The organism is Bacillus cereus group sp. BceL062 (assembly GCF_051780025.1).
Classification (GTDB): domain Bacteria; phylum Bacillota; class Bacilli; order Bacillales; family Bacillaceae_G; genus Bacillus_A; species Bacillus_A toyonensis.
In genome coordinates, this window is sequence record NZ_JBPWGY010000001.1 from 735920 (window position 1) to 762745 (window position 26826).

Sequence of the window (26826 nt, forward strand, 5' to 3'; positions counted from 1 at the left end):
CAAAAAATAGCAACAATTGTTCATGCGGTTTAAATTCGGGATACACTAGCTAACAATGAAAATAATAGAATCAAGTTGTAATGTGTATTTCGTTTTACACTGTAAGTCATTCATATTAAGTAATAGAATTGTAGAAACATATAATAGAATATTCGCACTAATATTTCTACAGTTACAACCTATTTACATATGAGGTTATTAGGATTATATTGGCAATGAAAGAGAAAACAATAGATGGAAGGGGATGTTTTTTATGTTTAAAAAAGCAGCACTAGGGATTTCATCGTTAGCAATCACAGCGTTCGTTGGGTTAGGAATGGCAACAGAAGCTTCGGCTGGACCTGCAGCTCCACTTACTTCACTAAACGTCGTACAAGTAGAGTCTGAGCTGGGCGGAGTAGAAACAATTAACCAAAACAGCTTTAGCACAACACGTAACCACGGGGGAAAATACTTATATATTACAACGAAAGAGATGGGATACGGTCAAAATCCATTTACTAAAATGAATGGTTCTAATGTAAAAAGTATTGGATCCACAATAATCGGCGGAAAACCAATCGTTGGCTGGTATTACAAATGGGATGCGTCTGGACATCAACAAGGAACATTTGAATACCAAAAAACATCTATAAACGCACCATTTAATACAATGCGTACGTCAATTTATATTCAATAATTTTTGAAAACGTTCGCACATATAGAATAGTCAAAAAAGGTACTCCTAGGAGTACCTTTTTTGACTTGAACCACGTTCATCTATATTTACAATGCCGATCCCACAGCAAGAACACTTCCCATAAAACAACATCCTAAACGTCTATGAAATTGATAGGAACGGGTAGTACAAGTCCTCTATAGTTAAAGTACGTAACCTTACATATTCCAACTCAATGAAAACGGAAAAAGACTGTAGTACTTACGCCAAAATTCAAGATTAAAAAAGAATAGCTAAACTTATATAAGCTTAGCTGGATAAGTATGTGACGGAACCCTAAAATGAATTACATCTTTTTCATACCATAAATAATTTTGTATAGGGAGATGAAAGGATTTTTTAAAATAATAAAGAAGTATGTATAAACAAATATATAAATGGTAGTGATAGTATGAAAATCAGTAAGTTTGCAGAAGTAAATACTGTAAGTGTAGATACGATTAGACATTATATAGACCTCGGTCTCATTATTCCTGAAAAGAAAGGTGGGCACTATTTTTTTGATGAGTATTGTCAAAAAGATATGGAACTTATTTTAGAGTACAAAAGGCTAGGATTTAGCTTAAATGAAATTAAAGATCTTTTTCTTTATAAAAATTTAGGGAAATCTATAGATTACGAAAAAAATACTTTTTATCAATCTTTATTTAAATTGAAATATGAAAAGATTGAACAGGAAATAAAAAATTTAGAGGAACAAAAAGATAAATTAAAGGAAGCGTTAAATAATTTATCTATAAAAACTAAAATTTCGAATTCAATTTTAGGGATAGATTTAAACGTACTTAATGTATTTAAGTGTTTTAAGTGTAACGGAAATTTGATTCTTGAAGATGGCATTATCAATAAGAATCAAATTGTTGAGGGAAAGTTAATTTGTAATTGTGGTGAAGAATACGCGATTATTTCAGGGGTTTTAACAGCTGGAAACTCATGTAAAGCATATGAAAAGACATCACTTGAAGATTCTATTTCGGATTATATCCATGAAACTGATACTGCTTTTTTGGAAAATGTTCAAAGAGGAGGAGAATGGGCGAAAAAGAAACTAATGCAACTAGATTTAAATGAAAAAATACTACTTGATTTAGGATCTGGTATTGGGTTCTTTTTACGAAATATTTATGAGGAACTACCAGGAAATTGCCTATATATTGCTGTTGATCGAGATTTGAATAAACTTTTATTTTTAAAAGATGTAATTGAAAGAAGAAACCCGAAAAGAAACATTCTATTTATCTGTGCCGACTTTTTAAACATACCTATTCAGAATTATTCTGCTGATATTGTCATTGATCAGTCTGGTACAAGTAATTATAGTTTTGAGCATAAAAACTTTTTGTTGCATGAATTAAATCCACTTTTTAAGCCAGAGTGTTATATGCTAAGCTCATATATTTTATTTAAAAATTTCAGCATACATAGTCATATATCAATTAGATTACGAGAGAATTTTACCTCTTCAAAAGTTAAGGGAGAAATTCAAAAACTACAGTTTCAAACCATTGATGAAAGAACTTCTAATTATTTGGAAAGAGGCGGGAAATACGAAAATTTCTTCGTTCAAGGAGAAGAAATTTATACATATTCATTTTTCGGAAGAAGATGGGGTTAACCCCATCTTCTTTTATTTTTCTTTTAAAACTTTTTAATAATAGCATATTGATATTGGGTTGACCCGAGAACTTACACTGTATGTAATACAAAGTTAAACGGGAGGAAAGAGTTATGGGACGTTTACGAATACATTCACAAAATGAGCAAAGTACTCAAGAACTAAGAAATATTTATCTCTATTCATTTGGGAAAACAGTATCAATATTTGGTAGCTCTATTTATAGTTTCGCATTAGGATTATATGTGTTACAAATAACCGGATCAGCATGGAATTTCGCAATTACGCTTATTTTAGGAACGATTCCAATGATTGTTATGAATCCATTTGCAGGTGTAATCGCAGATAAAGTTGATAAAAAGAAACTGGTCGTTTGTATGGATTTACTAAGTGGAGGCTTATTAATTACTGTTTATACATTGAGCAGTAATTATGGATTAAACTTATTCATCATTTATACTACTACTTTTCTTTTAACAGTATTTACAACGTTTTTTGGAATAGGATTAGAATCCGCAAAACCGAATATCGTCTCTAAAGAGAGGTTAATGAGTATTAATTCTATAAGTAAAATTATTGATTCTGTATCTTTAATTCTCGGTCCTATGTTAGGTGGTATCGTTTTTGCTGTTGTAGACATAAAACTTTTTATAATGATAAACGGTATTTCATTTATCCTTTCTGGCATATCCATACTGTTTATTCACTTTAAATTGTTCGGGCACGATATAAAGGAGGAATGTTCAATAAGAGAAATTAATTTTATTAAAGATATAAAAGAGGGATACTTTTACTTAATGGAGAGGGAAAGCTTAAAGAATACGTTTCATATTTTAATTTCGCTTAATTTCTTCTTAGGATTTGCTGTAACTGTTCCATTACCATACATTATTAACACAGTTCTCAATCTTAGTTCGAAGCAATTTGGTATCATTCAAGGAACTTTTCCAGTAGGGATGATAATTGGTGCAATTTTAGTGAAAAAGATAACTAATCGTTTTTCTTACTCTTATCTTTTGAAAAAGCTAAGTTCAATGTTGGCAGTTTTTATGATTATTTCAGGAATTCCAGTTTTATTCAAAAGTTTTGAAGCAAATGATTTTGTATGCGTTATTACGTATTGTGTTGTTATGTTCTCTTTCGGGCTAATAATAGCGTTAATTGATATTCCTTTAATTTATTTCATGCAAAAAGAAGTTCCTGATGAATATAGGGGAAGAGTGCTCAGTATTGGATTAAGTATAGGTAAAATGATGCAGCCGATAGCACTGGCATTATCAGGTCTATTATTAAATTATATTCCAGCCTACACGCTTCCAATTGCAGGAGGAATAGTATTTCTTATTTTGAATAAAGCTTATTCAAATAAGTTCAATTTAGAAATTCATTCCAAAGATTATAGTGTTTAACGTAACTATTTGATATTGTTACAGATAAAAAAGCGCAGGATCATCATCCTGCGCTTTTTTATCGTAATTCAGCTGTCTTTCTAATAACAATCTTATCAATATCATCTTCTTCATCACCAATAAATAATCCACGCTCTTTTAAATACATTTCAAAGTATAAATCTGCTTCTGCACGTTCATCATACGGTTTTACAGAAAGTACGAAACCTAATTTGTTTTGCTCATCTAAATGAGAAGTGGAGATATAAGCCGGTACATTATGGCGTAAAAAGAGTTCTTTAACGGGAATAATCATATCTTTCATTAACTTTGTTAACATACCCATTTCAAACTCAAAATTAAAGCGATCTATACTAGATAAATCGGCGAATACTACACCGATAAAACCTGTATTAAATACTTCTTGGTATTCTACATCTTCGTTACCATAAAAATTCTTTTCGATCAAATAATTTATAAAATAAGACACACCATCACTTTGTTCAAAAGGTTTTGTTGAAAGAACAAAGCCGATTTTCTTTTGGTTATGTAAATACACACATGACATATATGCAGTGATATTATGTTCTTTAAATAATGCGCTCATTGCTCCAGATAGACCATCAAGTACATGATGAACAATTTGAAGTTTTTTACGAGCGAAATAATAGGATTTCTTTTGTAACTCCAATGTATCAATAAAGACAGAGCCGATAAAGCCTGTATTTGAAATAATAGGTGTTTGCTTTTTTCTTCCTCTGCGCTTTGCTTGAGCCATTGTAAAAATCATCCCTTCATGTACAATTAAAGTAAAAGAACATTTGTTCGCATATATATATTTTACTATTAAAACACTCTAAAGTAAAGGGTTTTTGATGAAAAAAACAACAAAAAAGACACCTGTAAAAGGTGTCTTAAACGCTGTAGGGAATAGGGTTTATCCCGTATATTTATATTATGATACAGAAACAATCTCTTCTGTATCTTCTACATCTAAATGACAGTCCATAGTACGTACATCTTGATCTTCATGACTTCCGAAATAAATAGTAATTTTCATATGTATCGCTCCTTTATTCTAGGAATACCTAAAATAATTACTAGTAATGTTAATGTTTATTATATACCACTTTTTTCATTCCGACAACGTTATATCATTTTTAATTCTTTTAAGCTATCCCGCATAAATTAAAGAGATATTTTTATAGAAAAAGGTAAATAACTTATGTGTTATATTTAAAATCAAAGAGTTCGGATACTAATTTTTATGAAAGGAGCACAATTTATGAATTATAAACAGTTACTATTAGATAATTTTACATTTAAAATCTCATATATTGCTAGACTTGTGCAAGGAATGAATGTAAAAGAAACGAAGGATTACATTGCTGTCGACTGTGGTTTACCTGCAGATACATTTAATATCATTACTTTACTTAACAATAATGTAACAGATAGAGCTAAGCAATTAAATAAGGAGGTAGAATACTATAATCAAAAGAAGTTTCCAATGTGTGTTTGGCTTTGGGATGAAGAACAAGGGCAGACTATTAAGAGCGAGTTATTAAAATTTGGTTTAAAAGAAGCAGAACATAGTATTGCGATGGTTGCAGACTTAAAAACAATTTCTCCAACAATAGACACGCCAGTAGGCTTTACAATTCAACAAGCATCTTCGCTCGGACAAATACAAAGATTTGGAGAAACGCTAGCTGATCTATTCGGTACATCAGAGGAAGGTATACATGTACAATCATTCTATAATCAAATTTCTTCTTTCGATTTATGGAATAGTGAAAATATGAAGCTATACTTAGGTATGTATAAAGATGAAGTTGTAACTGTTGGTTCGTTGGTCTGTACAAAAGATAGTATTGGTATTTATGACATAGCAACTCAAGAAGAGATGAGAGGACGAGGATTTGGTTCTACTATGTTTAACTTCTTGCTGCAAGAAGCAAAGAAATTAAAAAATACTTATTGCGTTTTACAAGCTTCACCTGATGGAATCAATATTTATAAAAAGTCGGGCTTTCAAGCTGTTGGACGAATGACTGTTTTTGAAAATCGACATTTATTTGAGTAAATCATACAAGTCAAATTGTTTTAAATATAGGAGTTAACATACCGTTATGAAAAAAATATCTCTAATTACAATCATTTGTTTTTTCATAGTAATAAGTATCTTTGTTTTTCGGCAAATAAACGAACATAAATACACTAAAGCTATTAATCAATCAAATCATATAAAGAATATCGCACATAGAGGCGCTTCTGCGTATGCACCAGAACATACGATAGCAGCATATAAATTAGGCCAACAATTGAAGGGGGATTACATAGAAATTGATCTCCAAATGACAAAAGACGGACATTTAGTAGCTATGCATGATGAAACCGTAAACCGTACAACAAACGGTAAAGGGTTAGTAAAAGAACATACATTAGAAGAAATGAAGCAACTAAATGTAGGCTCTTTTTTCAATGAAAAATATCCGAATTTAGCAAAGAAAGAATTTGAAAATGCTAAAGTTCCAAAGTTAAAAGAAATTATAGAAATGTTTGGGCATAATGCTAATTATTATATAGAAACAAAGTCACCAGATGAATATCCGGGTATGGAAGAAAAGCTATTAGAAATTATAAAGTACTACCAAATAAGTGATAAAGTTATTATTCAATCCTTTAGTGAAGAAAGTCTGCAAAAGATTCATAGTTTACATGCTAATATCCCACTAGTACAATTATTATCATATCAAAAGTCAGTTCAATTAAATGAATTAGAGATAGAAAAGTATAAAACATACTGCATAGGTCTTGGTATGAATTACAAATATATTGATTCAGCTTACGTAAAGAAAATAAAGAAACACGGATTAGAAGTTCATCCATTTACAGTAGATAATGAAAAAGATATGAAAAAGTTACTTTCATGGGGAGTCGACGGGATGTTTACTAATTATCCGGATCGTTTACATTCAATATTGGATTTAAAAAATCATAAATAAAAAGAATTACCCGATAGGAAATGATATACGGCTGTTTTCATGATGGTAATATCATTGAATACATTGAGCCGAAGTTTAAATAACTATGCAAAAGAGAAAATAAAAAGAATCCAATAACTTTATTGGATTCTTTTTATTTAGTTCTATGCACCCATCGTGAAACAATAGGATAATGAAACTCTTTATTTTGTAATTCATATAAAATCCCTTTAATTGGTCCTAAAATTACAGCAGCTAAAAGTATTATATATAGTGGAATTGTTCCAAAAATAACAAACAAGGAATTTGTACTCAAGTCAATGTGTAATAAGGAAAACATGAGCGTACGGACTACTACGAAGTTCCAAAGAAATACAGCGAGCCATACTCCAAATTGAAAAAGGGCTGATTCTAGATTCATTTCTTTTATACTTTGTGATTTGAAAACGAAATAAAGTATGAGGGGTATAAAAAAAAGTGTATTACCAAAGAGGAAAAAGACCAAGAAAGATAATAAAGTAATTCCATGTATCGCTAGTTTAATGTTTTTATCTTGTGATAGTATCATCAAAATCCTCCTATATTTAATGTAGATGGTAAAAAACAATACAACCCATTATATCATAGGAAACATGGAATAAAAATGAACTAGAAAGTAATCAAAATGTAACTAATTTTAACTACGCTTTTTATATTTTTTTGATACACTGACTACGAGAGGAATGCCGATTAAAGTAGGTAAAAACCAAAACCAAATTGGCGGAAGTAAATTTATAATAGGAATATGGATGCCTATATTTACTAAAAGTGCGGTGACGGCACCAATATAAGAGCCTAACATACCTCTAATATGGTGGTGAAGCCAATTTTTCCAACGCTTTTTTCTTGCAAGGTAACCATAAATCGCAAATGAATAAGAGAAAATTGCTACATAAAATAAATATGCGATTTTATCCCAATTTATTATGGACAATATGATTGCAGTAAGGGTGATAACAACATAAGATGCATGATATATTTCGCCCCATTCTGTATGTTTGCCTTTCTTCTTTTGAGCAACCATCGCTACAATACCGGTAATTAAGCATATTGTTCCAAATAAAATGTGTATGGATAAAAGAATGTTGAAAATGCTCATAATAATTCCTCCTTTTTTATTTTTATAGTATTGCAGTATAGGAGAAAAGTTGAAACATATTGTTTATTCGTCTTAATATATTGAAATAAAGGTACTCTTAGAACAAATTTAAACGGACAAATTTTCTTGAATTTAGTGAGTCACGTATTACGTGAAATGAAGGAGAGACTTCCATGTTTACATCTATTACATATTTACAATCAGGGAATGACAAGCAACAAAAAGTATATGATGTTTTGAATACATTAAACATAATGGAGGATTTAGCTTTGTATAGTCCCGTTCTTTGTGGGACAATACCTATAAGAATTGATACTCTTCAATCTGACTTAGATATTGTAATGGAAGTACATAACTTTGATGTTTTTGAACAGGAAATGAGATCTTTATATGGTTCTTATGAAGGATTCAAAATAAAAAAAAAAAATTAAAAATACTGAATCAATAAAGGTGAATTTTAAATTTGAAGGTTTTGAATTTGAATTATTTGCCCAACCTAAGCCAGTGCGTAGCCAAAATGCATATAAACATATGATTGTTGAGCACATGATATTAATGCAGAATCCACATATAAGGGAAGAAATTATTCGCTTAAAAGAACAAGGGATAAAAACAGAACTAGCTTTTGCTCAAGTATTAAAAATTGACGGAGATCCTTATGAAGAACTTATTTTATTGGGACAGGAAATGCGTTTGTGGTAAATAAGGTACACAAAAAATCCTCTTATAAATAAAAGAGGATTTTTGTTATATCATTAACTTACGGATTAATCCACTTAACAATTTTATCCCGGTAATTATTTGTTCTGGAGAAGCATATCCATACGATAAACGTATACATTGATCTGATTCTTCTTCATAAATACGTCCTGGGTTTAAAAGAATCCCTTTTGATAGTGCCTCTGAAAATAGTCTCTTCATCGGAATGTTAGGTACAACCTTTAGCCATATAAAAAATCCACCACTAGGAATATCCCAAGTTGCTATGTCTGCACAATACATATGTAAAGCTTGTACCATCATTTTTCTTCGTTCTTTTAAATGCGTTCTTACGTTCGCTACATGGTCTTCATAAAAACCTTTATTTATCCATTCAGCAGCAACTCTTTGAGATAAAGAACTAGACCCATAGTCTGTTTGCATTTTTATATCTGATAATCTATCAATAACAGGTTCTGGTCCGATAATCCATCCAATTCTAAGTCCTGGAGTAAGTGTTTTAGAGAGGCTACCAACATATAATACATGTCCATGTTTATCTATCGATTTTAAAGGAGCTGGAGGTGGTTCATCAATCCATAACTCACGGTAAATATCGTCTTCGATGATAGGTAACTGTTCCTTTTCACATATTTTTAATATTTCTTTCCGGCGCTTTTCAGACATTAATATCCCTGTTGGATTTTGAAAACAAGGAATAGAATATAAAATATTTTTCTTTTGACTATATTTAATACGTGTTAATAAATCGCTAGGTAAAATCCCGTAATGATCCATCGCTATACCAGATAGGTGTATATTTGCTGATTGAAAAACATGAAGTGAATATAAGTAAGAAGGTTGTTCGAGTAAAACGGTTGATTTTCTATGTAAAAGACCAATTGATATTAATTGTAATGCTTGTAATGCACCGGAGACGATTAATATAGAGTTAGGCGATACGTGTATTCCAAACGATTTTACGTAATTACTTATTGCTTCACGTAACGGAAAAAAACCTTTTTGTTCCTCATATCCGAAATAATCTAATTCCTCACTAACGTTTTTCATAATGGATTGCATCGTTTCTAGTGGGAAAAGATGCGGGGCAAGTTCGCCTTTACTAAGATGGATAAGTGTTTTATTTGATTCTGCTTCATTTATTTCACGTACCATTACCTTACTTGGTTTATGAATACCAGCCTTTACATATTCACTCCAATTAGGCGGGGGATTCGTTGCTAATAAGGACCACGTATTATTCATAACAATTGTTCCTGCCCCGATTTGGCCTTGAATTAAGCCGTCAGCCATAAGCTCTTCTAGCGCAGTTATTACAGTACTCCGATTTACATGAAATAACTTTGCTAACTGCCGCTGGCTAGGAATCTTACTTCCGATTGGCCATTCTCCGTTTTCAATTTTTTCTTTCATACAGTCTATTATCTGCCGATATTTGGGCACCTTTTTATCGATTGTCATATAAAAAACTCCCTCGTTTATTTAAAAATGAAAAGTGGTTGGTTTTTTCGATAAATAACTGGTTGAAGACATTGTATCAACTATTAAATATGATGAAAAGAAATAATTGGCAATTTGAAAATGGTTGGTTTATTGGAGAGGAAGAGAAAACATGCTTAATAAAAAATGGGATTTACAAATCATATGTGCTCACGCTTTTACGATTCTAATATGGGGAACTGCATTTCCGGCAATTCGTATGGGGCTTGAATCATACACACCTGAACATCTTACTTTACTACGCTTGTTAATCGCTTCATTCATACTTCTTGTGTTTTCCTTTATATACAAACTGCGATTACCTGATTTGAAAGACATTCCAGCGATTTTTATATTCGGTGCTTTAGGGTTTACTATTTATCACATTGCATTAAACTACGGCGAAAAAACAGTAAATGCTGGATCTGCAAGTTTAATAATTTCAGTCACTCCAATAGTGACGGCAATTCTTGCTTCTGTTTTTTTGAATGAAAAAATGAAATTAAATGGCTGGATCGGTGTTGTAATTAGTTTTATTGGAATTGCTCTCATATCATTTAGTCAAGGAGGTTCTATTCAATTTAATAGTGGAGGATTATTTATATTATTAGCAGCCGTTTCAGAAAGCCTATTTTTCGTTTTCCAAACTTCTTACTTGAAAAAGTACGGCTTTTTGCTATTTACCATATATACAATTTTATCTAGCACTGTATGTATGCTTATTTTCTTACCGGGAATTTATACAGAAATACTAGCAGCTCCTCTTGAAGTGAATGTGAGTGTTATATATTTAGGCTTATTTCCAACAGTACTCCCGTATCTTGCCTTAGCGTATATTATATCTCGTGCTGGTGCTTCCGAGGCAACAAGTTCTCTATATTTAACGCCAGTCACTGCGTGCTTTATAGCTTGGGTATGGTTAGGTGAAGTACCGACTTTTATTTCTGTAATTGGAGGTGGGATTACTATACTTGGGATATTGATTGCTCATATACGAGTAGTAAGAAAAGAAAAACATAGGAATCTAGTAAACAATAAATCGATATAACTTAATTAGACAATGATTTTATGATACTTTTTGATATAGTTTCTTTCTTATGTTGATAAATATAATATTTTGTATTTCAGTTAAATATTGTATGTTACATTTTATGTAGTAAACATTTTAAAAGGAGATGACAACATAATGAATAGAAAAAGAAATATTTTTACATGCCTTTCTATTATAGGTATCGGATTAGCTAGTGTTTCTAATTCTAGTTTTGCAGCAAATGTAACGGATAGTTCAGTACAACATTCTATCCCTGTCATGAATCAACAAGTAGCTGTTGCAAAAGAAATGAAACCATTTCCTCAGCAAGTTAATTATGCAGGTGTTATAAAACCGAATCATGTTACACAGGAAAGCTTAAATGCTTCTGTAATAAGTTACTACGATAATTGGAAAAAGAAATATTTGAAAAATGATTTATCTTCTTTACCTGGTGGTTATTATGTAAAAGGAGAGATTACGGGTGATGCCGATGGGTTTAAGCCACTTGGAACTTCAGAGGGACAAGGGTATGGGATGGTAATTACAGTATTAATGGCTGGTTATGATTCGAATGCCCAAAAAATCTATGACGGTTTATTTAAAACAGCAAGAACTTTTAAAAGCTCTCAAAATCCTAATTTAATGGGGTGGGTTGTAGCAGATAATAAAAAAGCACAAGGACATTTTGATTCTGCTACTGATGGAGATTTAGATATTGCATATTCACTTCTCCTTGCTCATAAGCAGTGGGGATCAAATGGATCAGTTAATTATTTGAAAGAAGCACAAAACATGATTACAAAAGGTATTAAAGCTAGTAATGTTACGAATAATAACCGACTAAATTTAGGAGATTGGGATTCTAAAAGTTCACTTGATACAAGGCCATCTGATTGGATGATGTCACACATTAGAGCATTTTATGAATTTACAGGTGATAAAACTTGGCTTACTGTTATTAATAATTTGTACGATGTATATACGCAATTTAATAATAAGTACTCTCCAAATACAGGACTTATTTCAGATTTTGTTGTAAAAAATCCACCACAACCCGCACCTAAAGATTTCTTAGATGAGTCAAAATATACAAATTCATATTATTACAATGCTAGTCGGGTACCATTAAGAATTGTAATGGATTATGCGATGTACGGCGAGAAAAGAAGTAAAGTCATCTCTGATAAAGTCTCTTCATGGATTCAAAATAAGACGAATGGAAATCCTTCTAAAATTGTGGATGGCTATCAATTAAACGGATCAAATATTGGTAGTTATTCAACTGCTGTATTCGTTTCACCATTTATTGCTGCAAGTATAACGAGTAATAATAATCAAAAGTGGGTAAATAGTGGTTGGGATTGGATGAAGAATAAGCGAGAAAGCTATTTTAGTGATAGTTATAATTTATTAACGATGCTATTTATTACGGGAAATTGGTGGAAGCCTGTACCTGATGATAAAGAAATACAAAATCTAATAAATGATGAAATGTATGAAGGATATGATAAATAATAGAATTTGATAATGGTTAGCTGGGAGAAGGAATTAGCATGCGCTAGTTCCTTTTTAATATCCCGTAACACATTATCCATTCTAAAATTTGCATAGATATACTTGCATTTTTCATATACATAACTATTGTTTGCTTTATTTTTTTATGGAAGGAGAGTATTTCTTGGAAAAAGTATTATTTTTTGGAGATCCAGGAATTGATGACTCATTTGCCATTATGTATGGTTTACTGCATCCCGAAATTGAAATTGTCGGTATTGTAACTGGATATGGAAATGTTGAGCATATACATGCTGCACATAATGCGGCGTATATTTTACAGTTAGCAAATAGGCAAGACATTCCTGTCATTAGCGGCGCAACAAAACCACTTACTGAAGAAATTTCAACGTACTATCCTGAAATTCATGGATTAGAAGGATTAGGGCCCATACATGTTCCAGAAAGCGTATTATCTATTCCGATATATAATTTTGGTAGTATTGCTGCAATTCTTGTAAAGTATGGAAAAGATTTAACAATTGTTGATGTAGGAAGATCTACTTCATTAGCGATTGCTTTTAATTTATGGAATGACTTAATACTAAATGTAAAAGGAATATATTTCATGGGTGGTGTCTTTTTAGAAGTAGGAAACGTTACTCCATTAGCAGAGGCAAATGTGTATGGAGATCCTATAGCAAGTAAAATTGTTTTTCAGCAAGCAAAGAATTTATTCATATTCCCTTTAAATGTAACAAATAAAGCTGTGTTAACTCCAAATGTATTTAATTATATCCAAGCTAATTCAAAGAATCCATTTCATACGATAATGAAACCGATGTATGATTACTATTTATCTGCATACCAAAAACTTAATCCATCTATCGAAGGGCCTTTGCTACATGATGTGGTTGCTATAAGTGGATTAGTTAACCCAAGTTTTTTTGAATTTGCGCATCGTACAGTGAATGTAGATACATACGGAGATACGAAAGGACAAACATTTGCTGATTTTCGCCCTAACTCTAAATCTGAAGGAGCCCGTATAGCTTTAGAAATAGATGCAGAAAAATTCATTCAAGATTTTATAAAAATCATGTTATAAGCTGTTGTCGAAAAAGGGAATTATTTCACTACGTTGAATATAAAAATATATCCTCTTTATAAAGGAGCTTACAATATTGAATGTCCAGTTAAAGGTTGTTACGAGAGAGAATTGGGAAGATGCATTAAAGTTACAAGTTAAAGAAAATCAGTTGAAATTTGTTCCATCCGTAGCAGTTTCGCTTGCTAAAGTATATATAAAACCAGATGGTGACAATGTAGAATACATACCATTTGCTATATACGATGGTGACCTTATGGTTGGTTTTGTTATGCATGCTGTTGTAATAGAGTCATCGGATATGTATTGGATTAACGGATTTATTATTGATCAATCGCAGCAAGGTAATGGTTATGGAAAAGCGGCATTACAAGAAAGTATTTATTTAATAAAAAATACGTTTAAGGCGTGTAAAGAAATAAGATTAACAGTACATAAAGATAATATATGTGCAAAGAAATTATATGAAAATTACGGTTTTCAACCATTGGGACATGATTATGATGGCGAGGAAGTATATCGTGTATTTGTTTAACTTTTATTAAGTATTGGCGTGAAATGAAAATGACTACTTTAATCAAGGGAATAGCGAATGACTAGGAGGAATATCAATTGAAAAGTAAATTCCATCATATTGTACGAGCAGTCGTGATAAAAGATGAGAAATTATTGGTTGCTGAATATATTGGGCATCATTATTTTTTACCAGGTGGCCATGTTGAAATCGGGGAATCAGCAGAGCATGCATTAATAAGAGAGCTACGAGAAGAACTTGGAGTAAACTGCAGTATAAAACAATTTTTAGGAGTTATAGAAAACCGATGGCAAGATAAAGGAATGCTTCATCATGAAATCAACCACATTTTTGAAGTATCTTCAAAAGAGTTGTATATTGATTTATCACCAAAGTCTAGAGAATCTCATTTAGCATTTCATTGGATAGATTATAGTAAAGAATCTTTAAAAACTTATAAAATCATGCCAATGCCCTCCGTTAAAGAATTACTAGAAAGAAAATTAAGTGATGAACTACTAAATTGTTGGATAAGTAATTTTTAAATCACTCTATTTTATAGTAAATACGTCCATCGAAAGGATATAAAGAAAATAGGCTAAAAAACAAGGTACATCACCTAGTGTAAGTTCATATTTTGTTGATGTACGTATTTAGTCTGTAGCTTTGTTTCTATTTGGTTTACAAAAATATATAAACTTTTTACATTTGGGCGGAATTACTTATAAATGGAGGGGTTCGTAATGAATCAGTTTCAACAAGAACTACAATCATTAAACCTTAATGATTATCAATCTGGTAATGTAGTTTATTGGGATCAACAACAAAATCAATATCCATACTATTATATTCAAGACGATGGACGTCGTTGCGGTGGCTGCGGAGGTTGTGGTGGACGCTGTGGTGGATGTGGCGGCAGATGCGGTGGTTGTGCAGGACGTTGCGGCGGATGTGTAGGTTGCGCAGGATGTTTCAGCTGCTTTAATTGCTGGAACTGGTGGATTATTTAAGTATAGAAAATCAATAATATTTCACATGAAAGAAAGGTGTTTATAGTAATACTTTTCTTTCATGTTGTGATTTTTTATGAGTATTAAGGGGGATTTATTTGTATACATACGATAAGTTGATTTCTTGGGTAGAGAGTATAAAAAAGAAAAACGATAGTTCTGCTACAGCGCTATGTATTATAAAGGATAACAAAATTGTACTAGAGCATTATAGTGGATATCATTCAAATACATCTACTAGTAAAAAAGTAACAGCATCTTCACAGTTCAACGTCGCTTCTGCGAGAAAAAGTTATTTAGGATTCATGGTAGCGTATGCGCTTTATGATGGGAAAATAAACTCTATTGATGATGAAGCGATAAAGTATTTTAAAGAATTTGATCCTACATTACTTGATAAAACAACGATTAGACATTTAGTAACTCATTCACACGGTCTAGGAGAAACGGATGACGGGACAATTTTCCGTGAATTTGAAGCTGGACAAGATTGGGCGTATAGAGATATTAATGTAAGAATGATGACGCAGCTCATTTATCGGCTTTATAATAAAAGTTTTCCTGAATTGTTAAAGGAGCGTGTATTTACTCCTGCTAATTTCCAAGAAACAGGATGGAGAATACAGCAAAATGAAAATTTAGTTAACGTTGTTAATAATCCAAATGAAGACGCGATCAGTGAGGTCGGTACAGTAGATGACGGTACCGAAAAAAATCTGTTTGTCTCAGCTAGAGAGTTTGCTTATTGGGGCAACCTTCATTTAAATCAAGGCATGATAAATGGTAAACAAGTTGTTCCAAAAGAAGTTATAAAAATTGCTACTAGCTTGCAGAGTCCAGCTTATAAAAATAATGAACTACCACAAAACGGGTTGTTTTGGTTCGTTCAAAATGAACCAAAACAATTAAGTGAACTTGGTGAACGTGTTCCAAAAGGTTCGTATCAAATATTAGGAATTACTGGACCAACCATTTTAGTAATACCTGAGTATAATGTAGTTGTTGCGAAAATGTACAATAAAAGATATAACTACGGCGGTGATAATTACTTATATTATTTACGTGAATTTAGCAATTTAGTCGCCGATACATTTACTAGCTGTAATAGGGCATAATTACTCCTATAACAAAAAGGAGGGAAAGAATTTGAAAGATAAAGTGAGTAAAGATAAAAAGCAAAATATTAAAGATGTAAATACAGAGCAAAATGCAATTTTTAGCGATCCGAAAGATGCAGCTAACATGCAAACTGTACCGCAACCGAAAGATTTTGATGAAATCGAATATTAATTTCTCATCCGACTATATGACGAATAAAAAATACGTCTTAAGTCCCATCACATGTAAGAAAATATTTGATAACATATATACATAAGCACTTGAAAATGGCTTATCTTAACAAAGCTTTCTTTAAATGTATCTGATATAACCTGCGAAAAGACACTTCATTATGAAGTGTCTTTTTGTGTACATAAACTTAATTTCCATTTTCCGTACAGTATCTTGTATTTTTCAATGGATATACTAACTGTGAAAATTCATGTCAAGATAAAAGAAGGGGACAGTTAGTATGAAACAAACTTCTATAAATCCGCTATTAATTGTTTTAGGTACAATCATTGTTCAAATTGGCCTTGGAACAATTTATACATGGAGTTTATTTAATCAACCCCTTGTAAGTAAGTTCGGATGGAATCTCAATTCAGTTGCGATAACTTTCTCCATAACAAGCTTTTCTTTATCATTTTCAACCTTGTTTGCAGCAAAGTTGCAGCGAAAATTAGGACTTCGTAAACTTATCGCTACTGCAGGAATTGTTCTAGGACTCGGTTTAATACTTAGTTCACAAGTTTCTTCCTTACCATTACTATATTTATTAGCTGGTGTTGTTGTTGGATATGCGGATGGAACAGCTTATATTACGTCACTATCTAATTTAATTAAATGGTTTCCAAATCGAAAAGGACTTATTTCTGGAATATCTGTTTCAGCATATGGAATGGGCAGTTTAATTTTTAGATATATAAACGGAAATCTTATCGATAGCCTTGGTGTATCACAAGCATTTTTATATTGGGGCATTATCGTCTTACTTTTAGTATTAATCGGATCGTTCTTCTTACGTGAAGCGATTGTAAGTAATACGGTAACAGAAACATTACACAATGACTATACGCCACGTGAAATGATGAGAACGAAACAAGTATATCTGTTGTTTTTCATGTTATTCACATCGTGTATGGGTGGTCTGTACTTAATTGGTATGGTAAAAGATATCGGAGTACAACTCGTTGGACTTAGTGCAGCAACCGCCGCTAACGCCGTCGCAATGATTGCAGTCTTTAATACAGTAGGTAGAATCATTCTTGGAACGTTATCAGATAAAATTGGTAGAATGAAAATTGTCTCTGCAACATTTATTATTATTGGAGTGTCCGTCTTTACTCTTAGTTTCATTCCATTAAATTACGGGATTTATTTTGCTTGTGTAGCAAGTGTCGCCTTTTGCTTCGGCGGTAATATTACAATATTCCCAGCTATTGTCGGAGATTTCTTCGGTTTAAAAAATCATAGTACAAATTACGGGATTGTATATCAAGGTTTCGGATTTGGTGCACTTGCAGGTTCATTCATTGGAGCATTACTTGGTGGATTTCAACCAACCTTTATTACAATAGGTGTTTTATGTACGATTTCTTTCATTATTTCTATATTAATTCGTCCACCAAATATAGAGAAGAAAAAAGAAATCAAGCAGTTACATCGAAAAATAGCTTAGTTTTAAAAAGAGTCCTTATGCTAGGGCTCTTTTTCATTACAACGTTAACTATGCTCCTTTCATTGTTTAGTAAAGACAGGACAATACAATTATGAAATGGAATAGATAAAATAAAAGGAGCGTGATATGTAAAATGAAGATAGTAAAACAATGGGTTCAAGAAGATAGTAATTACATACGAGAAAAAGTAATTGAATATAATCAAAAGCATCTTTCAAATGAAGAGAAAGCTCCTTCAGAAAAGGTTAGTTTTATAGTGAAAAATGAAAAAGAGGAAATAGTAGGAGGGATAACAGCTATAACATTTTGGCACCATGTACATGTTGATTTTCTATGGGTTTCTGAAGAATGCAGACACGAAGGATACGGAAGTAAATTAATAAAACTTATCGAAGAATTTGCAATTGAAAAAGGATGTAGGCTAATCAACTTAGATACGTTTAGCTTTCAAGCTCCGGATTTTTATAAAAAACATGGATTTAAAGTAATTGGAGTGAGTGAAGATCATCCAAAAGGACATAATCATTATTATTTAGAGAAAAGGTTATAAAGTGTATAAAATTAATTAATCTCAATATATAAAATTTAATGAATTGAAAAGAACGTATTTTGAATCATCTATATCAAAATACGTTCTTTTTAATTTGTATGTATCTGGTAAAATGAAATAGAGACAGAAAATTCTTATTAATAAAGGGGTAAATATGAAAAAGGTTAATGTTACATACGCGCTTTTGTACGATAAAACGAACGAAAAAATCTTAATGGTAAAAAACAAAGGGAAAAATGGATCTTATTACACATTACCAGGTGGCGCAGTTAAATTTGGGGAAACGTTAGAAGAGGCAGTCATTCGGGAAGTAAAAGAAGAAACAGGGCTACATATAACTGTAAAGGGGATTTGTTCCATAAGCGAAGCCTTTTTCGAGGAGAGAGGCCATCATGCCATTTTCTTTAATTTTTTAGGTGAAATAATCGGCGGAGAGACATATATATCCCGTCCAAAAGAAATCGAAGAGATTACTTGGATGGAATTACATATAGCAGCACCGTATTTACGTATACCTGAACAGTTACTAGATTTTTTACAAAGGAAAGAAATAGTACCTTACTTTTTTAACGGAACAATCGTTCATCAATCTTTATAAATAAATTATTTCATTTAAGGCGGGGAAAAACATGGAGTTTATCGTTAATCACAAACATATCACTCAAGCACTTTCAGAAGTAAGTAAAGCTATATCTACAAAAGTTTTAATTCCTATATTATCTGGTATCAAAATAACAGCCGATCAATCTGGAATTACTTTAATCGCAAGTAACTCGAATGTTTTTATTAAAAAATTTATACCTAATTCAATCGAAGACGAACAGATTGCAACTATATTACAAGCAGGAACTATTGTTGTACCTGCAAAATATTTCATTGAAATTATAAAGAAAATGCCAAGTGATATAGTAATAAAAAGTAAGAATGAACAAATCATTACGATACAATCAGAAGAAATCACATTAAACTTAAATGGACTTCCAGCAAATGAGTTTCCGAATGTACCACTTATAGAGGATCATGCAGAAATACAAGTAGAAACAGAACAATTGATTGAAGTGTTTAAACAAACTGTCTTTGCAGTAGCTAAAAACGAATCCAGACCTGTTCTCACCGGAGTACATATAGAGTTAGATCATAATAAGTTAGTTTGCGCTGCTACTGACTCGCATAGACTAGCTATACGTGAAACGCTAATTTCTTCAGATGCGAAAGCAAATTGTATCGTACCAAGCGCAACCATTAGTGAACTTCTAAAATTAATGAACAGTCATACGGAATTCGTATACATATACCTTTCAGACAGTCACGTTATTTTTACATTCGGAACAACTACGTTATATTCAAGACTCATTGAAGGGAAATATCCTAATATATCTAATCTCATTCCAAATGAATTTCAAACGGTTATTAACGTAGAAAGAAAAAAGATTTTACAAGGTGTAGATCGATCGAGCTTATTAGCAAGTGAATGGGCAAATAACAACGTCAACTTAGAAATCATAAACGAATCCACAATTAAAATTTCTTCTAACGCTTCTCAGATTGGTAAAATAGCTGAAACACAACAAGTAGATGCGATTCAAGGTGAAAAACAATTAAATATATCTTTCGACGGACGATTTATGGTAGATGCTTTAAGGGCAATAACAGAAGAAATGGTTACTTTAAGTTTTGGTGGTTCAATGAGACCGATATTAATCGAAGCAGGAGAGCAATCTGCCGCAGTACATCTTATATCGCCAGTAAGAGCTTATTAGGAACAAAGGAAGGGCTTACATTATGCACAAGCACACTTTATGCTTTATAAAAAGAAATGAAGAAATACTGATGCTAAATAGAGAATATGACCCTGTAAAAGGATTATGGAACGGGGTAGGAGGAAAGATAGAACCGGGAGAAACACCTTTAGCAAGTGCAATTCGTGAAATAAAAGAAGAGACTGATATAGATGTTAAGCAAAATCAAATTCAATTTAAAGGAATTGTTAAGTGAGAAGACTCTTCCTACTCTGGTGGCATGTATATTTATGTGGTAGAACTACAAAATGAAGTTACATATGGTACACCTAAAAAAGTATCCGAAGGGATTTTAGATTGGAAAAGTGTGTCTTGGATATTAAGCGACTATAATTACGGTGTAGGAGAGATGTTACCTAAATTTATTACCTGAAGTACTTCATAATGAATTCATATTAGAGCACAATTTTGTATTATCTAATCATAAATTAATAGATTATAGGAATGAAGAATTGGTTATGTTGGATAGCAAATTTAATAGGAAGAAGCAGATGTAATTATTTAAGAAATATTTTTAAAGAAGTAAATCTTTTAACATAAAAGAGCGGATAATTTTTAACTAATAGGTGCGCTTAAATGCAAAGAAACCTAATTACAAAAAGAGCGAATCCCTTATAAAAAGGTTCGCTCTTTTTTACATATACAATTAAACTTCGCGCCACCAAGCTGATGAAAGATAGTTTGTAGATTTTAATGTAATTGATTCACCAATTTGTGGCGTTGCAACTGTAACTCCTAAACGTTTTGCTTCTTTCGTAACGCGTTCAATTGGATCGCTCCATTCATGCAACGCTAATGTAAAAGCACCCCAATGAATCGGAAGTAGTAATTCTCCTTTAACGTCAATATGAGCTTGTACCGTCTCTTCTGGCAACATATGAATAGCAGACCAACGTGTATCATATTGCCCGCATTCCATTAAAGTAAGATCAAATGGACCGTATTTATCACCAATCTCTTTAAAGTGAGGAGCATATCCGCTATCACCACTAAAGAAGACTTTAGTTTCTTGACCAAGAATAAGCCATGAACACCATAACGAACGATCTCTATCTGTCATACTTCGTCCAGAGAAATGCCTTGCAGGAGCGCATACTAACTTAATAGTATCAAACGTAATTTCATCCCACCATTTATGCTCACTAATCTTACTAGGTGAAACACCCCATTTAATAAGATATTGTGCAACTCCCATCGGAACGTAAAAATGCTTCGTACGATCTTTTAACTCCATAATACTTTTATAATTTAAGTGGTCATAGTGATTATGTGAAATGATAATCGCATCAATTTCTTGAAGGTCTTCACGTTCTAAAGAAAACGCACCACTATACCGCTTACTATTAAAAATAGGAAATGGGGAAGATGCATCACCAAGCATAGGATCTAATAACAGCTTTTTACCTTTTATTTTTAAAAGAGACGCAGAATGGCCAAACCATGTAACACTCTCTAAAGATTCATCGTCTTTATTTGATAAAACGATAGGTAAATCCTTTATAGGACGCAGCTTTGATTTCATTTTAAAATAATCCGTCATTAAATCTATAATATCTTTCGGTTTAAAACTCATATCAGTATGAATTTGATTTTTATATTTCTTATTCATTGGTTCTCCTTTTTACGTTTAACAATATACGTATGTTGTTATTGTAGCTATTTGTAGTTTAAACTATATCATTTTACCTTTCATCTTACATGCAGTACATTTCATAAATTCGTCAAATTTATTATTCGTATATATAAAATAAAATTCATTCAGCAGCAGATAAAACTAATATGAAGTAAATGTAAATTATTTTAATTTAGTAAAATTCCTCTTATAAGAATCTAAGAACATATGTTTCGTTGTATGTTATAGAAGAGAATATGTCTCTAATGAACAATAGGAAGGAGAGGATGTAGATGCAAATAGAGAGAAAAAAGAAGTCAAAATGTAAACTATCAAAATCTGAAATCATCCAGTTGTATGCAGAAGGGAAGAGTACCTCAGAAATTGCTATACTTGCTAATGTGTCTGCAAGGTATATTCGTATGGTTTTAAAAGACAATAACGTACCAAGACGAGCTATAGGTAGTTGGAAGAGGAAGTATGACCTAAAAGAAGATTATGTTAAAACTTGGTCAAATAACATGTCTTATATTTTAGGGTTTATAGCAGCTGACGGCGTTATACAAAAAGAAAATCAATGTGTCAGCATATCACAAAAAGAAAGTTACATTTTAGAAGATATAAAAAAAGAACTACACACAAATCAGCTGCTATACCAAAATAAAAAAACAGGTGTATACATGCTAAATATTAATAGCAAAAAAATAAAAGACGACATTATGAACATACATTTTTACATCATTTTGTTCGTGGGTATTTTGATGGAGATGGTTACGTCAAATATGAATCTTATACAGTTAGCTTTGTAGGTGGATCATATAATTTTATGAATTCTTTAAATCTAATACTACAAAATCATAATTTACCAGTCGATTTACTAAAACAAAATAAACATTATCGCGTCATTTTATCCGGAAGAAAATCAATACAACTATTTTCAAATTGGATTTATAAAGACAAAGATATTTATTTGCATAGAAAATATGAAGTATTTCAGAAAGAAAGTCTAAGTCTAGATCAATTACAAGATCGAAAACTAAAAAGAACTCAAGCCGCTGTTAAGCAGAGAAAACAAATTTTTCTTAAGGAGTATATGAAAAATAAATGTATCGCTACAACTTGCTCTAATTTAAAAATAAGCGAATCAACTTTTAAGCGTTGGTTAAAAAATGATAATCAATTTAAAAAAGACTATGAAAGAATTCATTCACTATAAAAATGCAAAAACCTTAGTATATCTATGCTAAGGTTTTTAATTTGAGATTATTAGAGGATACTTATTTTCGTTTATAGAACTTAATAAATACATAGATTTTACAATGAATTTACTAGTAAGGGAGGGAATATGAAATGCCCACTAATAATAGTCCGGAGAATATATTACATACATCTTATGAAACTAAAATGATTTCATCTTGGTTTTGAGTCAAATGCTATAAAAATGATGCTAAATTGGACAAATGATAAATTTGAAAAGCGCGTTAATTCATTAGAAGTAGAGGGGCTATTGAAACAAACAGGAGGGAGGTACTATCCAACGTGTATGGTGATAACAACTTGTGAAGGAAAAAAACTTTATAATCTTTGTGAACCTCTAATTAAACCAACACTTAAGATCATTGAAAATCATTCAAATCAAATTGAATTTATTTCAAAAAGAATCGACACGTTTAATCATTTATCTAAAGAATCGTATAGTCTTTTACTGTATAGTGGTGTGTTATTAGATTTTGGACAAATAAATTACATTGAAGAAAACTATTTAAAAAAGAAACGACCTTTAAGAAATAAGAAAAGATATTATTATGCTATTCAAGAACAAGAACTAGCAGATATAGAGGCTTTCGGGATGTATAGTAATGCGTATTAAGATTTAGGAGAAGTGCAAATTGGTCTTTATGGAAATCCTCGATATTCTACATTAAATTTAATAACAGCAAATAACGAAATATTTGAAGAATATTTTCAAAACACTAATACTGATATTAATTATAAGAAAAAGCAATTTGTAAAAGGTTTCGTAGCAGCAGATAGACAAATAGATTTAAATTTAAATGTAGTTTATGAAAAATTAGGCTTATATCAAAATTCATAACCTATTATCTCGGTGTTTAAAAGAAAAGACTTATCTACGCTTAACGAAATTGCAAACACAATCAGTGAAGATTTAATCTCGTTATTTAAAGAATACGATAAACCTTTAAAACAATACTTTGCCAGCAGCAGATACTCAAATGAAATAACTTATGAAGAGTTTTTTATCTGGTGGTATCACTTTTTCTATACAAAAGTAACTGAAGAATTAATAAAACAAGGTGTAATTATAACAAGCGCACAAGAAAATCAAACGTATATGATCCATTAATAACTTTAAATTAAAGTGCTAATATACTTTTACATATGTAGCAGCTGAATGGATAAATAATTATTAGTAAATAGGGATAATCTGAAATTAAAATCTAATATAAAGAAAATAAGATATTCAAGGGGGAGAAGAGCCATGCAAAAGAAATTTATCAATCCAGAAACGATGCCACCAACTTTTGGATACTCACATGTAGTCGAAGTTACTAACGTTAAACGAACAATTTACATATCTGGACAAGTAGCGATTAACACTGATGGTCAAATAGTCGGCATTGGTGATTTAGCTACACAAACACGACAAGTTTTCGAAAATATTAAATGTGCATTAAAAACTTCAAATTTAAACTTTAATGATGTAGTAAAATTAACATTTTTCTTAACAGATATTTCTCAAATGGCCATTGTTAGAGATATTCGAGATCAATACATTGATACTAAGAATCCACCAGCAAGTTCTGCTGTGGAAGTTAGAAAATTAATTAACGATAACTTATTAATTGAAATTGAAGCAATTGCTGTAGCAAACTAAATTTAAAAGCTTATTCGGAATTAATATCAATACAATTCGTTTAATGTGTTTATTTCAAACGAATTGTATTTTTTATTGTCATAAATATAATTACCACACAATCCGTCACACAGTATTAATTCAAAGAGAAAGGGGAAGCATAACGACTGACAATAACATATAATAAGTTTATTATTTTTAATTAGTTAACATAATATATATTATAGGCAGTTACAGAACCAAAGCAATCTCAGGTATCAAAAACCAAGTAAACTATACTTAATGAGACGAAACAGAGATTTCTAGTGAGATTCACATAAAATCTTATCTAAACGAATTTCTACAGTTTTTATCATTTATTTTGCTACAAATCCATCACAGCAAATTCAAATCAATAATCCATTAAGAATTATCGAATCAAAATCATTTTTGATCGGCAAGAAATTTTCATGTAAAAAAATTAGTTCTATACAAAATATAAATTAGTAATTTTATTTTATGTTTTACTTAATGAGTTTATATTGCTATTTACACACGTTTTATAACTTTACTTTATTTGTTGTTATTTCTGTTATTTACGCTTGACTTTTATTGCACTTACCGTTCTTCACGCTAGTTAACATAACGTTTATTTGTAACATAAAAAAATCCTCCTCACCTTCAGGAAGATTTTTTAGCTTGCTATTATATTATTTATATTTTTTTAGTAGCAATCCCAATTGTAAATAACATTGGAAAAATCTAGTTTTAATAAATCTTCTTTACGAATAAAGAAATTAGCAACACCAGAATCTCCCCACATAATATGTAATGAATCGTCTGTATCAATTTGCAGCAATAATATATCATGTTGCTGGTATTTCTCTTCCCATTCTCTTGGATCTGTCTGTGTGAAAAATGGATAACCGCCGATTTTATGTCCTTGTTCTTCGCATAAATCATCATACAGTTCGCCTAACTCTGTATTATTTTCTTCATCAACAATTTCTTCCCAATCAATGTTATCACTAAAAATCAATTCAAATCGATAATCTCTTGGTGTTACTGGTTGATAAGCTAACTCAAAATTCAGTTTTGCTGTTTCGGGTATAATAAAATTCTCTAAATCTAAAGTGTTTAAATAACTAAAATCAGTAATAACCTTAGTTAAATCCGCTGTGATTGTAGAATGATAAACAATTCGAAAGTCTTTTTGGCTTGTGGGATGATCAAAATCTGCTCCAAAAAGATCTTCTTCGGCACTTATGAAAAACTGTAACATTCCATGTTGAGGCATATGTTCAATGTGTGGTATTTCTTCAAGGTTTAATTGCGCAAGTAACATCATCGGTTGTCCATTTGAGTCTTTAGGATGCTCTTGATCTATTGGTAAATACGGATAACCACCAAACTTACTTTCAAAAAGGGTTGTCTCTGCTAATGTTCCAGACACTTTAACATACGGTTTCACACTTTCTTCTAAAATACTACGATACTGTTCTAGTTCTTTCGGAATTTGAAGTTGATACGTATTCTTCATCACATTTGCCTCCCTTTAATAATGAATTGAAAATGCCTTACTTAATTATATAGCAAGAGATTGCTTAATTGAAAATAGTTAAAAATCCGTTTTCACCCTCGTTTTTTGCGCACTTGGTGGACAAAGTAAATTATGTTCTAAAACTTTTTTATTTATAGCTCGAATTAAATCCGATGCTTCTTCAGTATTTGTATTTTCTTTAAGCCTTTCTTTTAAATCATCAATTTCCTTTGAAAGCTCAATCCATCTAGGTAAAACATGATTATTCTTTAACGTTCTATAAAGTTGCTTTTCAGGATTGTACGAAAGGTCTTTATCAAGATTAAGAGGTTTCCCTTTACCAGGTAAATTATCAAAAGAACCTTTCTTTTCTGCTTCTTTAACGATAGAACTAATATGATCCTCATACGTAAAGGACCAAACTTTCTCATCTTTTACTAAAATCTCTTGCTTTTTTAGTTTTTTATCTAGTTCTTCTTGATTCATAG

25 protein-coding genes and 4 pseudogenes are annotated in these 26826 nt (G+C 31.4%); 22 read left to right on the top strand and 7 right to left on the bottom strand.

What is annotated here, in order from left to right; all coding sequences use genetic code 11:
* Nucleotides 1-253: 253 nt before the first annotated feature.
* From ACS2MN_RS03630 to ACS2MN_RS03640, 3 genes are all read left to right on the top strand, one after another.
* Nucleotides 254-679, top strand: a complete 426-nt coding sequence (locus tag ACS2MN_RS03630) for a DUF4879 domain-containing protein (protein ID WP_000472921.1) — start codon at nucleotides 254-256, stop codon at nucleotides 677-679.
* Nucleotides 680-1109: 430 nt separating this feature from the next.
* The gene (locus ACS2MN_RS03635; RefSeq protein WP_000703294.1) at nucleotides 1110-2333 is read left to right on the top strand and encodes a MerR family transcriptional regulator; all 1224 of its coding nucleotides are present in this window, start codon (nucleotides 1110-1112) and stop codon (nucleotides 2331-2333) included.
* Nucleotides 2334-2446: 113 nt separating this feature from the next.
* Entirely contained in the window at nucleotides 2447-3742 is a 1296-nt protein-coding gene (locus tag ACS2MN_RS03640) for an MFS transporter (RefSeq protein ID WP_000533145.1), read from the top strand.
* Nucleotides 3743-3800: 58 nt separating this feature from the next.
* On the opposite strand, the gene ACS2MN_RS03645 is transcribed toward ACS2MN_RS03640, so the two are convergent.
* Nucleotides 3801-4511, bottom strand: coding sequence for a hypothetical protein (locus tag ACS2MN_RS03645; protein WP_002038924.1), 711 nt, complete (start codon nucleotides 4509-4511; stop codon nucleotides 3801-3803).
* A 495-nt stretch (nucleotides 4512-5006) separates the two neighbouring features.
* On the opposite strand from ACS2MN_RS03645, the gene ACS2MN_RS03650 reads away from it, so the two are divergent.
* Both ACS2MN_RS03650 and ACS2MN_RS03655 read left to right on the top strand, forming a co-directional pair.
* Nucleotides 5007-5807 carry a GNAT family N-acetyltransferase gene (locus ACS2MN_RS03650; protein WP_001107089.1) on the top strand — a complete coding sequence of 267 codons (801 nt, stop codon included), beginning with the start codon at nucleotides 5007-5009 and terminating at the stop codon, nucleotides 5805-5807.
* A 46-nt stretch (nucleotides 5808-5853) separates the two neighbouring features.
* Complete coding sequence (locus ACS2MN_RS03655) at nucleotides 5854-6729, top strand: glycerophosphodiester phosphodiesterase (protein ID WP_000724034.1); 876 nt, start codon at nucleotides 5854-5856, stop codon at nucleotides 6727-6729.
* A 133-nt stretch (nucleotides 6730-6862) separates the two neighbouring features.
* Here the strand turns inward: ACS2MN_RS03655 and ACS2MN_RS03660 are convergent, their stop codons facing one another.
* A complete protein-coding gene (locus tag ACS2MN_RS03660) occupies nucleotides 6863-7276 on the bottom strand; it encodes a DUF4870 domain-containing protein (RefSeq protein WP_016108532.1) in 414 nt (137 codons plus the stop codon).
* 108 nt (nucleotides 7277-7384) lie between these two features.
* A complete protein-coding gene (locus ACS2MN_RS03665; protein WP_000021723.1) occupies nucleotides 7385-7846 on the bottom strand; it encodes a DUF2306 domain-containing protein in 462 nt (153 codons plus the stop codon).
* Nucleotides 7847-8019: 173 nt separating this feature from the next.
* Here ACS2MN_RS03665 and ACS2MN_RS03670 point away from each other — a divergent pair.
* A pseudogene (locus ACS2MN_RS03670) lies at nucleotides 8020-8548 on the top strand (DUF4269 domain-containing protein).
* 45 nt (nucleotides 8549-8593) lie between these two features.
* On the opposite strand, the gene ACS2MN_RS03675 reads toward ACS2MN_RS03670, so the two are convergent.
* Entirely contained in the window at nucleotides 8594-10027 is a 1434-nt protein-coding gene (locus tag ACS2MN_RS03675) for a PLP-dependent aminotransferase family protein (RefSeq protein ID WP_224993242.1), read from the bottom strand.
* A gap of 151 nt (nucleotides 10028-10178) precedes the next feature.
* Between ACS2MN_RS03675 and ACS2MN_RS03680 the strand changes: the two genes are divergently transcribed.
* The 13 genes and pseudogenes from ACS2MN_RS03680 to ACS2MN_RS03740 all read left to right on the top strand — a co-directional run bounded on the left by ACS2MN_RS03680 (nucleotide 10179) and on the right by ACS2MN_RS03740 (nucleotide 20829).
* Nucleotides 10179-11093 (top strand): DMT family transporter, encoded by a 915-nt coding sequence (locus ACS2MN_RS03680; RefSeq protein WP_224993240.1) that lies wholly within the window; start codon nucleotides 10179-10181, stop codon nucleotides 11091-11093.
* A 138-nt stretch (nucleotides 11094-11231) separates the two neighbouring features.
* A complete protein-coding gene (locus ACS2MN_RS03685) occupies nucleotides 11232-12593 on the top strand; it encodes a glycosyl hydrolase family 8 (RefSeq protein ID WP_087951142.1) in 1362 nt (453 codons plus the stop codon).
* Between the two features lie 163 nt (nucleotides 12594-12756).
* Nucleotides 12757-13680, top strand: a complete 924-nt coding sequence (locus ACS2MN_RS03690) for a nucleoside hydrolase (protein WP_000416769.1) — start codon at nucleotides 12757-12759, stop codon at nucleotides 13678-13680.
* Between the two features lie 76 nt (nucleotides 13681-13756).
* Nucleotides 13757-14215, top strand: a complete 459-nt coding sequence (locus tag ACS2MN_RS03695) for a GNAT family N-acetyltransferase (RefSeq protein WP_001102675.1) — start codon at nucleotides 13757-13759, stop codon at nucleotides 14213-14215.
* A 77-nt stretch (nucleotides 14216-14292) separates the two neighbouring features.
* A complete protein-coding gene (locus tag ACS2MN_RS03700; RefSeq protein WP_000836843.1) occupies nucleotides 14293-14739 on the top strand; it encodes an NUDIX domain-containing protein in 447 nt (148 codons plus the stop codon).
* Nucleotides 14740-14937: 198 nt separating this feature from the next.
* Nucleotides 14938-15204, top strand: coding sequence for a heterocycloanthracin/sonorensin family bacteriocin (locus ACS2MN_RS03705; protein WP_001071378.1), 267 nt, complete (start codon nucleotides 14938-14940; stop codon nucleotides 15202-15204).
* 98 nt (nucleotides 15205-15302) lie between these two features.
* Nucleotides 15303-16319 carry a serine hydrolase domain-containing protein gene (locus ACS2MN_RS03710; RefSeq protein ID WP_000288919.1) on the top strand — a complete coding sequence of 339 codons (1017 nt, stop codon included), beginning with the start codon at nucleotides 15303-15305 and terminating at the stop codon, nucleotides 16317-16319.
* Between the two features lie 31 nt (nucleotides 16320-16350).
* A complete protein-coding gene (locus ACS2MN_RS03715) occupies nucleotides 16351-16494 on the top strand; it encodes a hypothetical protein (protein WP_000653682.1) in 144 nt (47 codons plus the stop codon).
* Nucleotides 16495-16774: 280 nt separating this feature from the next.
* Entirely contained in the window at nucleotides 16775-17983 is a 1209-nt protein-coding gene (locus ACS2MN_RS03720; protein ID WP_088056213.1) for an L-lactate MFS transporter, read from the top strand.
* A 133-nt stretch (nucleotides 17984-18116) separates the two neighbouring features.
* On the top strand, nucleotides 18117-18533 hold the full coding sequence (locus tag ACS2MN_RS03725) for a GNAT family N-acetyltransferase (RefSeq protein WP_000706730.1): 417 nt from the start codon (nucleotides 18117-18119) through the stop codon (nucleotides 18531-18533).
* A 154-nt stretch (nucleotides 18534-18687) separates the two neighbouring features.
* Nucleotides 18688-19131 carry an NUDIX hydrolase gene (locus ACS2MN_RS03730; RefSeq protein ID WP_000757631.1) on the top strand — a complete coding sequence of 148 codons (444 nt, stop codon included), beginning with the start codon at nucleotides 18688-18690 and terminating at the stop codon, nucleotides 19129-19131.
* A 31-nt stretch (nucleotides 19132-19162) separates the two neighbouring features.
* Nucleotides 19163-20293 (top strand): DNA polymerase III subunit beta, encoded by a 1131-nt coding sequence (gene dnaN / locus ACS2MN_RS03735; RefSeq protein ID WP_000394464.1) that lies wholly within the window; start codon nucleotides 19163-19165, stop codon nucleotides 20291-20293.
* 22 nt (nucleotides 20294-20315) lie between these two features.
* Nucleotides 20316-20829 (top strand): annotated as a pseudogene (locus ACS2MN_RS03740) (NUDIX hydrolase).
* A 149-nt stretch (nucleotides 20830-20978) separates the two neighbouring features.
* Here the strand turns inward: ACS2MN_RS03740 and ACS2MN_RS03745 are convergent.
* Nucleotides 20979-21941: an MBL fold metallo-hydrolase gene (locus ACS2MN_RS03745; RefSeq protein ID WP_001037044.1), complete on the bottom strand. Its 963-nt coding sequence runs from the start codon at nucleotides 21939-21941 to the stop codon at nucleotides 20979-20981.
* 296 nt (nucleotides 21942-22237) lie between these two features.
* Here ACS2MN_RS03745 and ACS2MN_RS03750 point away from each other — a divergent pair.
* The 3 genes and pseudogenes from ACS2MN_RS03750 (at nucleotide 22238) to ACS2MN_RS03760 (ending at nucleotide 24840) form a co-directional block, all read left to right on the top strand.
* Nucleotides 22238-23160 (top strand): annotated as a pseudogene (locus ACS2MN_RS03750) (LAGLIDADG family homing endonuclease).
* Nucleotides 23161-23294: 134 nt separating this feature from the next.
* Nucleotides 23295-24309 (top strand): annotated as a pseudogene (locus ACS2MN_RS03755) (hypothetical protein).
* A 135-nt stretch (nucleotides 24310-24444) separates the two neighbouring features.
* The gene (locus ACS2MN_RS03760; RefSeq protein ID WP_001169715.1) at nucleotides 24445-24840 is read left to right on the top strand and encodes a RidA family protein; all 396 of its coding nucleotides are present in this window, start codon (nucleotides 24445-24447) and stop codon (nucleotides 24838-24840) included.
* A gap of 682 nt (nucleotides 24841-25522) precedes the next feature.
* Here the strand turns inward: ACS2MN_RS03760 and ACS2MN_RS03765 are convergent.
* A complete protein-coding gene (locus ACS2MN_RS03765; RefSeq protein WP_087951133.1) occupies nucleotides 25523-26338 on the bottom strand; it encodes a YwqG family protein in 816 nt (271 codons plus the stop codon).
* A 78-nt stretch (nucleotides 26339-26416) separates the two neighbouring features.
* Nucleotides 26417-26824, bottom strand: coding sequence for a DUF1992 domain-containing protein (locus ACS2MN_RS03770; RefSeq protein WP_087951132.1), 408 nt, complete (start codon nucleotides 26822-26824; stop codon nucleotides 26417-26419).
* Nucleotides 26825-26826: the final 2 nt, after the last annotated feature.